The sequence below is a fragment of the Spirillospora sp. NPDC052269 genome (genome assembly GCF_040679435.1).
Lineage (GTDB): Bacteria > Actinomycetota > Actinomycetes > Streptosporangiales > Streptosporangiaceae > Spirillospora.
Map to the genome: position 1 here is coordinate 1 of NZ_JBFAUU010000023.1, position 13,933 is coordinate 13,933.

General features: G+C 72.3%; 14 protein-coding genes. 7 read left to right on the plus strand and 7 right to left on the minus strand.

Annotated features, from left to right (window positions below; genetic code table 11):
• Positions 1-9: 9 nt before the first annotated feature.
• Positions 10-636: a TetR/AcrR family transcriptional regulator C-terminal domain-containing protein gene (locus AB0L06_RS37025; RefSeq protein ID WP_500235866.1), complete on the minus strand. Its 627-nt coding sequence runs from the start codon at positions 634-636 to the stop codon at positions 10-12.
• Between AB0L06_RS37025 and AB0L06_RS37030 the strand changes: the two genes are divergently transcribed.
• Positions 616-1,371, plus strand: a complete 756-nt coding sequence (locus AB0L06_RS37030) for a CocE/NonD family hydrolase C-terminal non-catalytic domain-containing protein (RefSeq protein WP_500235867.1) — start codon at positions 616-618, stop codon at positions 1,369-1,371. The two genes, AB0L06_RS37025 and AB0L06_RS37030, sit on opposite strands and share 21 nt — an antisense overlap.
• Here the strand turns inward: AB0L06_RS37030 and AB0L06_RS37035 are convergent.
• The 4 genes from AB0L06_RS37035 to eno all read right to left on the minus strand — a co-directional run bounded on the left by AB0L06_RS37035 (position 1,368) and on the right by eno (position 4,925).
• Complete coding sequence (locus AB0L06_RS37035) at positions 1,368-2,291, minus strand: Ppx/GppA phosphatase family protein (RefSeq protein WP_500235868.1); 924 nt, start codon at positions 2,289-2,291, stop codon at positions 1,368-1,370. The genes AB0L06_RS37030 and AB0L06_RS37035 overlap by 4 nt on opposite strands.
• A complete protein-coding gene (locus tag AB0L06_RS37040) occupies positions 2,288-2,842 on the minus strand; it encodes a DUF501 domain-containing protein (protein WP_500235869.1) in 555 nt (184 codons plus the stop codon). Before AB0L06_RS37040 ends, AB0L06_RS37035 begins: the two co-directional genes overlap by 4 nt.
• A 272-nt stretch (positions 2,843-3,114) precedes the next feature.
• Positions 3,115-3,579, minus strand: coding sequence for an FtsB family cell division protein (locus AB0L06_RS37045; protein WP_500235870.1), 465 nt, complete (start codon positions 3,577-3,579; stop codon positions 3,115-3,117).
• A gap of 62 nt (positions 3,580-3,641) precedes the next feature.
• Positions 3,642-4,925, minus strand: a complete 1,284-nt coding sequence (eno, locus tag AB0L06_RS37050; protein WP_500235871.1) for a phosphopyruvate hydratase — start codon at positions 4,923-4,925, stop codon at positions 3,642-3,644.
• Between the two features lie 257 nt (positions 4,926-5,182).
• Here eno and AB0L06_RS37055 point away from each other — a divergent pair, with 257 nt between their 5' ends.
• The 4 genes from AB0L06_RS37055 (at position 5,183) to AB0L06_RS37070 (ending at position 9,497) form a co-directional block, all read left to right on the plus strand.
• Positions 5,183-6,229: an ABC transporter substrate-binding protein gene (locus AB0L06_RS37055; RefSeq protein WP_500235872.1), complete on the plus strand. Its 1,047-nt coding sequence runs from the start codon at positions 5,183-5,185 to the stop codon at positions 6,227-6,229.
• A complete protein-coding gene (locus AB0L06_RS37060; RefSeq protein ID WP_500235873.1) occupies positions 6,226-7,020 on the plus strand; it encodes an ABC transporter ATP-binding protein in 795 nt (264 codons plus the stop codon). The genes AB0L06_RS37055 and AB0L06_RS37060 overlap by 4 nt, the downstream gene beginning before the upstream one ends.
• Positions 7,010-7,906, plus strand: a complete 897-nt coding sequence (locus AB0L06_RS37065) for an ABC transporter permease (RefSeq protein ID WP_500235874.1) — start codon at positions 7,010-7,012, stop codon at positions 7,904-7,906. The genes AB0L06_RS37060 and AB0L06_RS37065 overlap by 11 nt, the downstream gene beginning before the upstream one ends.
• A gap of 139 nt (positions 7,907-8,045) precedes the next feature.
• Positions 8,046-9,497 carry a sensor histidine kinase gene (locus AB0L06_RS37070; protein ID WP_500235875.1) on the plus strand — a complete coding sequence of 484 codons (1,452 nt, stop codon included), beginning with the start codon at positions 8,046-8,048 and terminating at the stop codon, positions 9,495-9,497.
• A 41-nt stretch (positions 9,498-9,538) separates the two neighbouring features.
• On the opposite strand, the gene AB0L06_RS37075 is transcribed toward AB0L06_RS37070, so the two are convergent.
• Complete coding sequence (locus AB0L06_RS37075) at positions 9,539-10,294, minus strand: alpha/beta fold hydrolase (RefSeq protein ID WP_500235876.1); 756 nt, start codon at positions 10,292-10,294, stop codon at positions 9,539-9,541.
• A gap of 40 nt (positions 10,295-10,334) precedes the next feature.
• The gene (locus AB0L06_RS37080) at positions 10,335-11,330 is read right to left on the minus strand and encodes an ArsR/SmtB family transcription factor (RefSeq protein ID WP_500235877.1); all 996 of its coding nucleotides are present in this window, start codon (positions 11,328-11,330) and stop codon (positions 10,335-10,337) included.
• Between the two features lie 61 nt (positions 11,331-11,391).
• On the opposite strand from AB0L06_RS37080, the gene AB0L06_RS37085 reads away from it, so the two are divergent.
• The gene (locus AB0L06_RS37085; RefSeq protein WP_500235878.1) at positions 11,392-12,567 is read left to right on the plus strand and encodes an MFS transporter; all 1,176 of its coding nucleotides are present in this window, start codon (positions 11,392-11,394) and stop codon (positions 12,565-12,567) included.
• Between the two features lie 80 nt (positions 12,568-12,647).
• Entirely contained in the window at positions 12,648-13,832 is a 1,185-nt protein-coding gene (locus tag AB0L06_RS37090) for a thioredoxin family protein (RefSeq protein ID WP_500235879.1), read from the plus strand.
• Positions 13,833-13,933 lie beyond the last annotated feature (101 nt).

A 13,933-nucleotide genomic window follows, 5' to 3' on the forward strand; every position in this document is an offset into this window, starting at 1 on the left:
TCGGTCAACTCATGACGACGAATCACACCCGCCATCACACCCCGACACCCTGATCAACCTCAGCCAAACACCAAGATCCAACGGACACGCCCTAGGGAACGAGGCCGTCGAGAAGGCGGTCCAGGGGACGGTCGAAGGTGCCGTCCGGCGGCGGGGCGGGGTCGGATCGGCTTCGAGCAGGGCGGCGAGGGCGGTGAGTCCGCCCGCTTTGGTGGCCCTGCGGAGGTGGCGGAGCTGGGCCTCGGGGTCTTGGGCGGCGACGTGGCGTTGGCCCGGTTCGTAGCCGACGTGGCTCGCGACGAAGCCCGTGACCAGCGAGAACACCTCCAGGGCCACGCCCGACGGCAGGCCGGTGGGCGCCAGGACGATCAGGGCGTGTTCCAGCACGCGCAGGGTGTTCGGGCCGAGGGTCCGGCGCGCGGGGAGGGCCGCGGAGAGCCAGGGGTGGGCGAGCATGTTCGCCCGCTGCACGCCCGCCAGGGCCCGCAGGTCGGCGCGCCAGTCGCCCGTGGCCGGCGGCGGGGCGTGCTCCCCCACCACGTGGTCGATCATCAGCTCCAGCAGCGTCTCCCGGTCGGGGACGTAGGTGTAGAGCGACATCACGCCCGCGCCGATGTGCGCGGCGACCTTGCGCATCGTGACGTCCGCGGCGCCGGACGGCCCCGCCGCGTCCGCGACCGCCGGACGCACACGACCGCCCTCGGCCAAGTCCTCCCCGAGGTCTTCGACGCCGCCCTCACCTGGCTCCGCGCCCCTCTCACCAAGGAGGTCCCCGTCCCCGCCAAGCCGCCCCGCCTCCACATCGGCGACGAGTGGCGCGACCTCGACACCTGGTCCGGCGCCCCGCCGGACACACGGTCGGCCCGCCAAGACGGGCCGGGTGCTTGGTGTCTCGAGATTTCGGAGGGGGCGGCAACGCCTGCGACGTTGCACACCGCGCCTGAACGGCCGCTGCCGTCCGCGGGTCCGCGGGTGGGGCGGCTTCTGTCGGCGCGGGGCGGTGTCAGGCGGGACGAGCGGTTTGCCAAGCGCTCCGACGTGCTGGTCTTCGAGAGCGCCCCGCTCAGCGAGCCCGTGGAGATCATCGGACCGGTGGCCGTGCGAATTCGGCTCTCCAAACCTGGGGATCTGTTCGTGCGGCTCAGCGATGTGGACGGCGACGGCCGTTCGCACAACGTCCGTGACGGCGCGGTCAGGACGGGAGGGGCCGAGGTGGTCGTCCGGCTCGGTGCGGTCGGGCACCGGTTCGCGGCGGGGCGCAGGGTGCGGGTGGTGATCAGCGGGCTGCCCGTGCCCCGGTACGCGAAGGGCGGCGCCGCCCCGTTCACCGTGGCCGCGCCGCCCGAGATCTCGATCGGCGAGGGGGGTTAGCCGAGGAGCGACCAGGCGATGCCGTCGAGGATGTCGTGCTCGCTGACCACGACCGCGCCGAAGCCGTACTCGCGCATGATCCGGTCGATGATGAGCGAGCCGGCGCCGATGACGTCCACGCGGCCGGGGTGCATGACGCCGATCGCGGCGCGCTCGGCGCGGGTGGCGTGCAGCAGGTTGCGGGTCACGTCGTGGACCTGGGCGGCCATGATCCGGGAGAGGTGGATCCGGGACGAGTCGTACTCGGGGAGGTCGAGCGCGATCCCGGCGACGGTGGTGACCGAGCCGGCGAGGCCGACCAGGGTGCGCGCCTCGTCCACCGGGACGGTCGCCCGGACGGTCTCCAGCGCGGCGTCGATGTCGGTGATCGTCGCGGCGATCTGCTCGGGGCTCGGCGGGTCGGCGTCCTTCAGGTGCCGCTCGGTGAGCCGGACGCAGCCGATGTCCATCGACACGGCCGCCTCCACGCCGGACGCGCCGAGCACGAACTCGGTCGAGCCGCCGCCGATGTCGACCACCAGGTAGGGACGGGCCGGACGCAGCGCCGCGAGCTCGCGGGTCGCGCCGGTGAAGGAGAGCCGGGCCTCCTCGTCGCCGGTGATCACCTCCGGGACCACGCCGAAGATGTCGACGACGCCGCTGACGAAGTCGGCCCGGTTCTCCGCGTCGCGGGTCGCGCTCGTCGCGACGACGCGGACCTTCTCCGCGCCGTGCGCCTCGATCATCCCGGCGTACTCGCGCATGGCGGTGAACGTCCGGTCGAGGGCCTCGGGGGCGAGCCGTCCGGTCCGGTCGACGCCCTGGCCGAGCCGGACGATCCGCATCTCGCGCTCGACGTCGGTGAGCGTGTCGCCCTCCACGTCGGCGATGAGGAGCCGGACCGAGTTGGTACCGCAGTCGATGGCGGCGACGCGTGTCACCGTTCCCCCTCCTGGTCTGGCCGATGGTCGTCGGACGCCTCGTCCGTGGTCTCCCCGGGGCAGACGCAGGGGCCGTTGCGCCACCATTCGGGCAGCTCGGCGAGGCCCTCGCGGCCGAACGGGTTGATACCGGGCACGGCGAGCTCGTGCGCGATCAGCGCGTGCAGGCACTTCACGCGCTCGGGCATGCCGCCCGCGCTCTGCATGCCCTCGGGCAGCGGCTCGACGCCCTCCTCCTTCGTCGCCTCGTCGCGGCGGCGCAGGTAGTCGGCGTGCGCGGCCTCGTAGGCGGCCCGGAGGTCCGGGTCGTCCGCGAGCCGGGCCTGCATCCCGCGCATCAGCCCGCCGCCCTCCAGCGTCCCGATCGCGGACGCCAGTTTCGGGCAGGTCAGGTAGAACAGCGTCGGGAACGGCGTGCCGTCCGGCAGCCGTGGCGCCGTCTCGATCACGGCAGGATTGCCGCACGGGCAGCGGTAGGCCACCCGCCGGACGCCGCGCGGCTCACGGCCGAGCTGCGCGGCGATGGCCGCAGTGTCGCGTTCGTCGATCATTTCCCGTCCCCACCCGCGGACCTCGCCGGCCCGCGTCGTGCCGCCTCCCCGCGGCACTGAATGCTCCGGCGTCCCGCGTCGCGGAACACCGTTCTCCAGGCGCCCCCGAGGGCGCCGTATCGGCCCGCCGGATTCCGTCACCCGGCAGGCCTTCGTCCCGAAGGCCCTGGCCCCGAAGGACGCCGTGACCTGCGGAACGTCGTAGCCCCGCGAAGACATCGCCCTCGCGGGGCATCACCCCGAAGGACATCGCCCCGGTGAGGGGCGGTGGCTCAGCGGGTGCGGTCGGCGGTCTCCACCGACCGCCAGAGCGTCTCGTACCACGGCGGGTGCTCGTCCACCCCGCCTCGCCGGACCTGTCCTTCGTCGCCCGCCCCGCCGTCCAGGACGATGTAGCACTTCTCGTGGGGCATGCAGTAGTGCAGCCTGCGCTTCGCCTCACGTTCAATGTACGACTTGTCGGTCAGCCGTTGCTTGCGTTGCGAGAGTTCCGCGACCTGTTTCTGCGCCACGGACTGCTTGTGCTCCAGGTCGGCGATCTCCTGGCGCTGCGCGATGTACTCCCGGACAGGGTAGGCGAGCGTCAGGGCGATGGCGCAGACCACGACGGCGAGGATGGCGGCCCGTCCGGTCAGGGCGGATCCGCCCTGCCTTCCGCGCTGCCTCCCCGATCCGGAGCCGGAGCCGGCCCTGGAGCCGGAGCCCGGGTCCGTCCGTCCGCCGTCGTCCGCCGCCATCACCGCTCCTCAGATCGGGGATCCGGCCGGGACGGGCTCCCGGCCGGTGCTCCGGACCGCGCTCAGGACCCCTGGGTGAAGCGCGGGAACGCGCTCGCTCCGGCGTACCGGGCGGCGTCGTCCAGGATGTCCTCGATGCGCAGCAGCTGGTTGTACTTGGCGACCCGGTCGGACCGGGCGGGCGCGCCGGGCTTGATCTGGCCGCAGTTGGTCGCGACCGCGAGGTCGGCGATCGTGGTGTCCTCGGTCTCGCCGGACCGGTGGCTCATCATGCAGCGGTAGCCGCTCGTCTGGGCGAGGGTGACCGCGTCCAGGGTCTCGGTGAGGGTGCCGATCTGGTTGACCTTGACCAGCAGGGCGTTCGCGATGCCCTCGCGGATGCCGCGGTCGAGGCGCTCGGGGTTGGTGACGAACAGGTCGTCGCCGACGAGCTGGACCTTCGCGCCGATGGCGTCGGTGAGGGACTTCCAGCCGGCCCAGTCCTCCTCGTTCAGCGGGTCCTCGATGGAGACCAGCGGGTAGGCGTCGACGAGCTCGCCGTAGTAGGCGGCCATGTCGTCGGCCGTGCGCTTGGAGCCCTCGAACTCGTAGACGCCCTCGGAGTGGAACTCCGAGGCGGCGACGTCCAGGGCGAGGGCGATGTCGCGGCCCGGCTCGAACCCGGCCTCGCGGATCGCCTCGAGGATGAGGTCGAGCGCGGCGCGGTTGGAGGACAGGTCCGGGGCGAAGCCGCCCTCGTCGCCGAGGCCGGTGTTGAGGCCCTGCCGCTTCAGGACGGACTTGAGCGCGTGGTAGGTCTCGGCGCCCCAGCGGACGGCCTCGGAGAACGTCGGCGCGCCGATCGGCGCGATCATGAACTCCTGGATGTCCACGTTGGTGTCGGCGTGCGCGCCGCCGTTCAGGATGTTCATCATCGGAACGGGCAGCACGTGCGCGTTCGGGCCGCCCAGGTAGCGGAACAGCGGCAGCCCGGACGAGTCGGCGGCGGCGCGGGCGACGGCGAGCGAGACGCCGAGGATGGCGTTCGCGCCGAGGGACGCCTTGTTCGGCGTGCCGTCAAGGTCGATCAGCGTCTGGTCGATCAGCCGCTGCTCGGTGGCCGGGTAGCCGACGAGCTTCTCGTCGATGCTCTCGTTGACGGCCTTGACGGCGCCGCGGACGCCCTTGCCGCCGTAGCGCTCGCCTCCGTCGCGCAGCTCGACGGCCTCGAACTGGCCGGTGGACGCTCCGCTCGGCACCATGGCACGGGACTCGGTCCCGTCCGCCAGAAGGACCTCGACCTCGACGGTCGGGTTGCCGCGGGAGTCCAGGACCTCGCGGGCGAGGACGGCCTCGATCGACGACACGGGCATCTCCCCAGTTGCATAGGCAAGCTCAGAACAGCGCGTCCGCGTGGGCGGACGCTCCCCGAGCCTATCCAGCGCCCCGAGCGGACGACCAACTGGCACGCCGGTACGGGCACGTCAGAACCGACACACCGCCTCTACCGGACGTGACACGACAAACCCGGTACGCAGTCGGGCCTCCCGGCCGCTTGACGCGAGCATTTCCCACATTGTCTACTTAGCGTGTCAATCCGACCTTATTAGTAGGGAATAGCGTGATGCACCGAAGGATCCGCCTGCACGCCGCCGCCGCGGCCCTGACCGTCCTGGCCGCCGCGGGGACGCTCAGCGCCTGTGGCGGCGGCGATGGCGGGTCCGGCGGCGCGCCCGCCCCGCTGAAGCTGGGGTACTTCCCGAACATCACGCACGCGACCGCCCTGGTCGGCATCCAGAAGGGCTTCTTCGCCAAGCACCTGGGCGCCGCGCCGAAGACCGCGACGTTCAACGCGGGCCCGGCCGCCGTCGAGGCGCTGTTCTCCGGCGCGGTGGACGCCACGTTCGTCGGGCCGAACCCGACCGTGAACGCGTGGGCCAAGTCGCACGGCAAGGCGATCAAGGTGATCTCGGGCGCGGCGTCCGGGGGCGTCTCGTTCGTCGTCAAGCCCGGCATCAACGGCCCGCAGGACCTCAGGGGCAAGAAGATCGCGACGCCGCAGCTCGGCAACACCCAGGACGTCGCGCTGCGCTACTGGCTGAAGAAGAACGGGCTGACCGCCAACAAGGACGGCTCCGGCGACGTCAAGGTCGTCCCGCAGGACAACGCGCAGACGATCCAGACCTTCCAGCAGGGCTCGATCGACGGCGCGTGGGTGCCCGAGCCCTACGCGTCCCGGCTGATCCTGGAAGGCAAGGGCAGGAAGCTGCTGGACGAGTCGTCCCTGTGGCCCGGCGGCAAGTTCGTCATCACCAACCTGATCGTCCGGCGGGACTTCGCCGACAAGCACCCGGACCAGGTCAAGAAGCTGCTCGAGGGTGTGGTCGAGACGACCGACTACATCAACGCCGACAAGTCCGGGGCCGAGCAGGCCACGAACGAGGCGCTGACGAGGCTGTCCGGCAAGCCGATCAAGCAGGACGTCCTCGACGCCGCGTTCAAGAACATCGCCTTCACCACCGACCCGGTCGCGTCGTCCCTGGTCGCGGGCGCGCAGCACGCCGAGGAGATCGGGATGCTGGAGAAGGTCGACCTGACCGGGATCTACGACCTCGGACCCCTCAACGACGTGCTCAAGGCACAGGGAAAGGCACAGGTCACCGACAAATGACACAGGCCGTCCAGGCCGCCGCGAGCCGGGCCGTGCCCTCCGGGGCAGCGGTCCGGCTCGACGGCGTCTCCAAAGCGTTCGGGCCTTTGCTGGCCCTCGACGACGTGTCCCTCACGGTCGAGCCGGGCGAGTTCGTGTGCCTGCTCGGCGCGTCCGGCTGCGGGAAGAGCACGCTGCTGAACCTGGCCGCGTCGCTGGACCGTCCGTCCGCCGGGACGATCGACACCGCCGGACGACGCGTCGCGCTGATGTTCCAGGAGCCCGCGCTGTTCCCGTGGCTGACGGTCACGGCGAACATCGAGCTGGCGCTGAAGACGCGTGGCGTCCCGCGCGCCGAGCGCCGCGGGCGGGCCGCCGAGCTGCTCGCGTCCGTGCACCTGGCCGGGTTCGAGAAGAGGCGTCCGCACGAACTGTCCGGCGGGATGCGGCAGCGCGTCGCGCTCGCCCGCGCGCTGGCCTTGACCATCGACACCGAGAACACCGGCACGCTCCTGCTCATGGACGAGCCGTTCGGCGCGCTCGACGCCATGACCCGCGACCTGCTGCACGACGAGATCGAGCGGATCTGGCGGGAGCGGAGCCTGAGCGTTCTGTTCGTCACGCACAACGTCCGCGAGGCCGTCCGGCTCGGCGACCGCGTGGTGCTGCTGTCGAGCCGTCCGGGCCGGGTCGTCGAGGAGTTCCCCGTCCCCCTCGCCCGGCCGCGCCGCATCGACTCCACCGAGGTCGCCGCGCTCGCCGGGACCATCACCGACCGGCTGCGCGAGGAGGTCGGACGCCATGGCGCCTGACGTGCGGACGAAGAGCGACAAGATCGACGCGGGCGCGAGGCCTGAGCTGGAGCGGCAGATCTCGGGGCTGGACGCGCTGGAGCTCGGCGGCGGGACGCGGCGCAACCCGGCCGCCCGCGCGTGGTCGGCGGTGTGGCCGATGGCGAGCGCCGTCGCGATCGGGCTGCTGGCCTGGCAGATCGTGGTGTGGTCGGGGTGGAAGCCGTCGTACGTGCTGCCCGGTCCCGCCGACACGCTGCCCGAGCTGGGCCGCCAGGTCACGACCGGGTCGTTCTGGGGCGCGGTCGGGCTGACGATGCAGCGCGCCGTCCTCGGGTTCGCGGTGTCGGTGCTGGTCGGGACGGTCGTGGGCGCGCTGGTGACGCAGTCGTCGGTGCTGCGCCGGGCGGTCGGGTCGCTGATCACCGGGTTGCAGACGATGCCGTCGATCGCCTGGTTCCCGCTCGCGATCCTGCTGTTCCAGCTGAGCGAGAAGGCGATCCTGTTCGTGGTGGTGCTGGGCGCGGCGCCGTCCATCGCGAACGGGCTGATCGCGGGCGTGGACTACACGCCGCCGATCCTGCTGCGTGCGGGGAAGGTGATGGGGCTGCGCGGGCTGAACCTGTACCGGCATCTCGTCCTGCCCGCGTCGCTGCCGTCGTTCGTGGCCGGGCTCAAGCAGGGCTGGGCGTTCGCGTGGCGGTCGCTGATGGCGGGCGAGCTGCTGGTGGTGATCTCGTCGCACACCTCGCTCGGCGTGCTGCTGTCGCAGGCCCGGGAGTTCTCCCAGACGGACGCGATGATCTCCTACATGATCGTGATCCTGGTGATCGGGATCGTGATGGACCGGCTGTTCGGCCTGGTGGACGGGGCGATCCGGAGCCGCTGGGGGCTCGCGGGGGACTGATCCGGAGCCGCTGGGGGCTCGCCGGGGACTGAGGCGGGACGCCGGAAAGGCCGTCCGGTAAGGGGGTTCCGTCCCGGTGTAACGGATCTTTGCCGGGTCCGGCGGGTCGCGTTTACCGTGCCCGGGGAACCCTCCGGGCGTGAACGGTCCGTCGGCGCGGCTGTGGCAGCGGGTGGCGCGGGACCCGTCGATCCGCACCCGGGTGACCGTCCGGGCGGTGATGATCACGCTCCTGCTGGTGATCCCGTTCTACCTGGTCGCGATGTTGCTGGTCACCGTCGAGGCGCGGCACTCCCAGGAGCAGAGGGTCGCCCGGCGGGCCCGCGTCGTCGCCGAACTCGTCCGGGACGGCCGGCTCGAGTCCCGGATCGCCGCGCCCCGCTCCGGCTCGCTCGCACAGGTCGTGGACGCGTCCGGGCGCGTGGTGGCGGCGACCGACGAGATGCGCGGACGCCCGGCGGTGAACTTCCGGATGCCGGTCGGCCTGGACAATCGCGTGGACGGGATCGGCTGCCACATCGACGCGCCCGGCGGCCGGTGCTTCCAGGTCGTGGCGATCCGGGCCGCCGGCAAGCAGGGCGATCTCGTCGTCTACGCGCTGGAGACGGCGCGTCCGTGGCTGCCGAGGCCGGGGGTGGCCGCGCTCTCTGCGCTGGTCATCCCGGCGGCGGCGGGGATCGTCGGGCTCGGCGCGTGGCGGGCGGCCGGGCGCGCGCTGCGCCCGGTGGACGCGATCCGCCGCAACCTGGACGAGATCACCGCGACCGACCTGGAGCGGCGGGTGCCCGAACCGTCCCGGCGGGACGAGATCCACGCCCTGTCCCGCAGCATCAACCAGACGCTCGACCGGCTGGAGGGGGCGGTGGCGCGGCAGCGCGCGTTCATCTCCGACCTGTCGCACGAGCTGCGCAGCCCGCTCACCGGCCTGCGGACGGAGCTGGAGCTCGCCCGCTCGGATCCGCACGCGTCCGACATGGCCGAGACGACCGAGGCGATGCTGCGCAACGCCGACCGGCTGGAGCAGGTGGTGAACGACCTGCTCGCGCTGGCCCGGCTGGACTCCGACAAGGGCCTCCACAAGGAGCCGCTGGACCTGCACGAGATCGCCGACCAGGAGGTGCTGCGCCGCCCGCGCCGGACGAAGGTGTCGGTCGTCGGCGATGACAAGGTCGTGGTGCGCGGCGGGCGGCTGGAGCTGGCCCGCGTCCTGACCAACCTGATCGACAACGCCGACCGGCACGCGGCCACGGCGGTCACGGTGCACGTCGGCGAGGACGGCGACCACGCGGTCGTGGAGGTCGTGGACGACGGCGGCGGCATCCCGCCCAGGGACCGCGAGCGGGTGTTCGACCGGTTCACCCGGCTCGCCGAGGCCCGGCACAAGGACGCCGGGGGCACCGGCCTCGGCCTCGCCATCTCCCGCGACATCATCGAGGCGCACGGCGGGACGCTCGCGATCGCCGACCGCGCCGACGGCTTCGAGGGCGCCCGGTTCATCCTCCGCCTCCCGAAGAACGGCGGCTCGGACCCGTCCCGGAGGCGGAACAACCACCCCCACGACGACCCGCCGGGATCGGAATCCCATGACTGACCCCGGTCTTTGGCTGACCTGGCCTGTCTGACCTCGGACGGTCAGCTTTCGAGGAACTCCGCGATCGCCCCGGCCAGCTCCTTGCGCGTCACGGCGCTCATGTGGTTGCCGGGGATCTCGGCGTAGCGGCCGTCCGGGAGCACGGTGGCCAGGTCCTTCGCGGAGCCGTTGTCGTGGTCGTCCGCCCCGGCGACGACCAGCGTCGGGAGCGTCATCTTCGCCAGCTCCTCGCGCGGGGTGTTCACGAAGGTGTCCAGGACGCGGAGCAGGGCCGTCCGGTCGCCGCCGACGGTCTTCAGGAACGCCTCGGCGCGCCACTCGGCGGTGCCGCGCTCGAACGTGCCGGGGTTGCTGAGGACGTTCCGGAAGTGGTCGCCGCGCCCCTCGGTCGAGGTGATCCCGGTCAGGCCCATGCCGGCGAGGATCGCCCGCACCGGGGTCGCGCCGCGCGCCAGCATCCGGGCGGTCGTGCGCGCGCCGAGCGAGTAGCCGCCGAGCACGTAGTCGGTCAGGTCGAGGTGCTCCAGCAGGTCGAACCCGTCGTCGGCGAGGACGTCCGGCGGATAGTGCGCCGGGTCGTGCGGCTTGCCGCTGTCCCCGTGCCCCCGCAGGTCGGGCATGATCACCCGGTAGCCGAGGTCGGCGAGCGCCTCGGCGTGCCCGTACCGGATCCAGTTCACCGTCGCGGTGGAGAAGTAGCCGTGGACGAGCACCAGCGGCCGCCCCTCCCCCAGCTCACGGAAGGCCAGCCGCACGCCGTCGCGCGCCGGGAAGTACTGAACGGGCACGTCGATCATCCCCCCAAAATACCCGCCGTCCCCGCCTTCGGGACACGCGTCAGGGTGTGAGCTGGGCGGTGATGAGGGCGTCGCCGGTGCGGGTCCGGTAGTAGAGGACGGAGCGGCCCGAGCGGCGGCGGTCGGCGAGGCGGGCGTCCAGAAGGATCTTGAGGTGGCGGCCGACGGAGCCGAGCGGGAGGCCGGTCAGCGCGACGAGCTGGGTGGTGCTCTTCGGGTCGGAAAGGAGGGTCAGGACGGCGGCGCGGCCTTCGCCGAGGAGGCGGGCGAGGGCCTGCGGGGCGAGGACGGGGTCGGGGGTGGCGAGCTCGCCCGCGCAGGGGTAGTACTTGGCGTACCGGACGCCGTCCGGCGTGGCCCCGTCCGACCAGCTCACCCAGCCTCGGGACGAGGTGATCGGGACGAGGAACAGCCGCACGCCGGAGACGTCGCGCGGCGGGTGCTCGGCGGCGTTGATCCGCAGGCGGCCGTCGCCGAGCCAGCGGATGCCGGGGCTCAGCCCCTCCAGCGCGGCGGCCCAGCCGTCCCGGCTGAGCTGGCGGGTCCGGGCGATGATGTCGGCTTCCAGGACGCGTCGGCGGCGCGTCCAGAACGGTTCGACGGCGTAGCGCCAGACCTCGGCGAGGGCGTCGGCGGCGATGGTGGGCAGGTCGTCGCGGCACAGGATCTCCGGCAGCGGCCCTCCCACCGAGACCGCGAGGTCGGCGCGGGCCTGCGCGGGCGGGGTCGCGCGGACGACCGCCAGTTCGTCCTCGAAGTCCGGTTCGAACGCGCCCCTGGGCGGGGGCGTGAGGAAGTCGGCGTTCCACCTCGTCCTCGAGGGGACGAGGCCCTCGAGGAGGATCCGGTGCGCGACCGGGTTCGCCCTCATGTGCGCGCGGTGGGCGGGCAGGACGGCGTCCATCCAGGCGCGGCGTCCGGGATGGTCGGCCTGTTGCGCTTCGAGGTCGCGCAGGCTGCCCAGGGTCTCGGCGAGCGGCGACAGGACGAACCGCCCGCTCGCCAGGGTGTCCGCGTCGAACAGCCACTCGCCCATGATGTTTCGCCTCCGCGCGAAACACTAAACGTCCCAGGACATGCGGCGAACAATCCTGTTCATGCGTACATATCGGGATCTGTTCCGGACGCCGGAGTACACGCCGCTGTTCGCGGTGGGCTCGGCGAGCACGGCGGGGAACGCGGTGAGCGGGCTCGCGCTCGGCACCCTGGTGTTCGAGGCGACGCGGTCGCCGCTGCTGTCCTCGCTGGCGATGTTCGGACCGTCCTTCGCCCAGCTCGTCGGGGCGACCACGCTGCTCTCGGCCGCCGACCGGCTGCCGCCGCGCGCCGCCCTCACCGTGACCGGCCTGGTGTTCGCCCTGACCACGGGCCTGATCGCGATCCCGGGGATACCGATCGGGGCGCTCTTCGCGCTCCTCGCCGTGCAGGGGCTCGCCGGGTCGCTCGCGGGCGGTGTCCGGTACGCGATGCTCACCGCGATCCTCCCGAAGGACGGATACATCCTCGGCCGGTCGGTGCTGAACATGTCGAGCGGGCTCATGCAGATCGGCGGGTTCGCGACCGGCGGCCTCCTGGTCGCGTTCCTGTCACCGCGTGGAACGGTCCTGGCCGGCGCGGGCCTGTACCTGGCCTCGGCGGTCGGCGCGCGGTTCGGGCTGTCGGCCCGTCCGGCGCACGCCAAGGGGCGCCCGTCCATCGCCGCGACCTGGCAGGGGAACGCGCGGCTGCTGACGTCCCCGTCCCGGTTGTACGTGTACATCGCGCTGTGGGTGCCGAACGGGCTGATCGTCGGCTGCGAGTCGCTGTTCGTGCCGTACTCGCCGTCCCACGCGGGCATGCTGCTCGCCGTCGCGGCCTTCGGGATGCTCACCGGGGACGTGCTCACCGGACGGTTCGTCCGGCCGGAGTGGCGTGAGCGGCTCGGCCCGTACCTGCGGCTGCTGCTCGCCGCGCCCTACCTGGTCTTCGCGCTCGACCCGGCCCTGCCCGTCGCGGTCGCGGCCGTCACCATCGCGTCCGTCGGCTACTGCGCGACACTGCTGCTCCAGGAGCGGCTCCTGGCCCTCACCCCGGACGAGCTGCACGGGCAGGCGCTCGGGCTGTTCTCCTCGGGGATGCTCGCGCTGCAGGGCGTCGGCGCGACGATCGCGGGCGCCGTCGCCCAGTTCACCGGCCCGGCCACCGGGATGGCGGTGATGGGGGGCGCGTCGGTCCTGATCACCCTCGCCGTCGCGCCGGGCCTGCGTCCGCCGGTGCCCGCCGAAGCGGTCTAGACCGTCCCGGATTCTCCAAATCGCGGCCATGTTTCCGCAGGTCGGGCATCCCCCGATCCGCGCGCGGAGATCACCGTGAGGTGACCGAGCAGAGCAGCGGGCAGAACGGCGAGTACGACGAGCGGCTGTGGAACCGGGGCGACGTCGTCCTGCGGTTCCCGGACGACCGCTCCGTGGGCGAGGTGCAGATCGTCGCCGTCGGGACCGAGGACGACGACATCACACTCGTGGACGCGCGCGGCGAGGTGACCGTCCCCGCCGGGCACATGGCGTCCCTGGAGATGCCGGACGGCGCCCCCGCCGGCGACCTGGCGTTCCTGGACGATCTCCCCGAGGACGCCCTCGCCGGTTTCGCCGCGACCGGGGTCATGGCCGCGGGCCTGAACCGCCTGGCCCGCCAGAAGGAGCTGTTCCAGGTCGTCCTTGAGGAGCCCGCCGGCGACGACGCCGCCCTGGGCCGCCTCGCCGACCTCCCCGAACTGGAGATCCTCGGCATCGAGGACGACACCAGCCCCGGCCACTGGTTCGGGCGCTTCGCCGGAACCGGCCTCATGAACCTGGAGGTCTCCCGCCGCAACACCGACCTCGAGGCCCTCGCCGGGATCGGCTCGATCGACGGCCTCTACTCCCTGCGCCTGCTCTCCGACGAGCTGATCGCCGACGGCCTCGACTCCCTCGGCTCCCTGGACGGCCTGGAGTCCCTCACCGTCTGGACCGACACCCCGCTCGAACCGTCCCACTTCATGTTCATCACCCGCCTCCCGGAACTGGAGATCCTGGAGGTCAAGTCGTCCGAGGGCGGCGACCTGCTCCGTCCCGACCACCTGCTCGACCTGATCCGCACCCTCCCGGACGTCGAGATCAACGGCCTCTGGTACCCGGCGGAGAAGCTCCCGTCCCTCACCCCGCAGGACATCGCCCACGTCGGCGACCAGAACGTGGTCGCCATCGACGACGCCGACGACTTCGACCGCCTCGTCGCCCGCGCCGGGGAGAAGCCCGTCCTGGCCTACTTCACCGCCAAGTGGTGCGGTCCCTGCAAGCAGTTCGGCCCCATCGTCGAACGCTTCGCCGCCGACAACGCCGAGCGAATCTCCACCGCCCGGATCGACATAGACGCCGCGCCCGAACTGGCCGAACGCTACGAGATCCAGGGCGTCCCCACCGTCCTGGTCATCCGCTCAGGCGAGGTCGTCGCAGGCCACGGCGGCTCCCTCCCCCGCCGCGACCTCGACCACTTCATCAAACACGCCCTCGAACACTGACCGGTCCGACCCCCCGGTGCCCCCGAGGCCGCAGCTCCCATCGTTGCTTCGAGCCGTCGCGATGAGTTTTCGGGGGCTGGACGGTCAGAAGGGGCGACAGG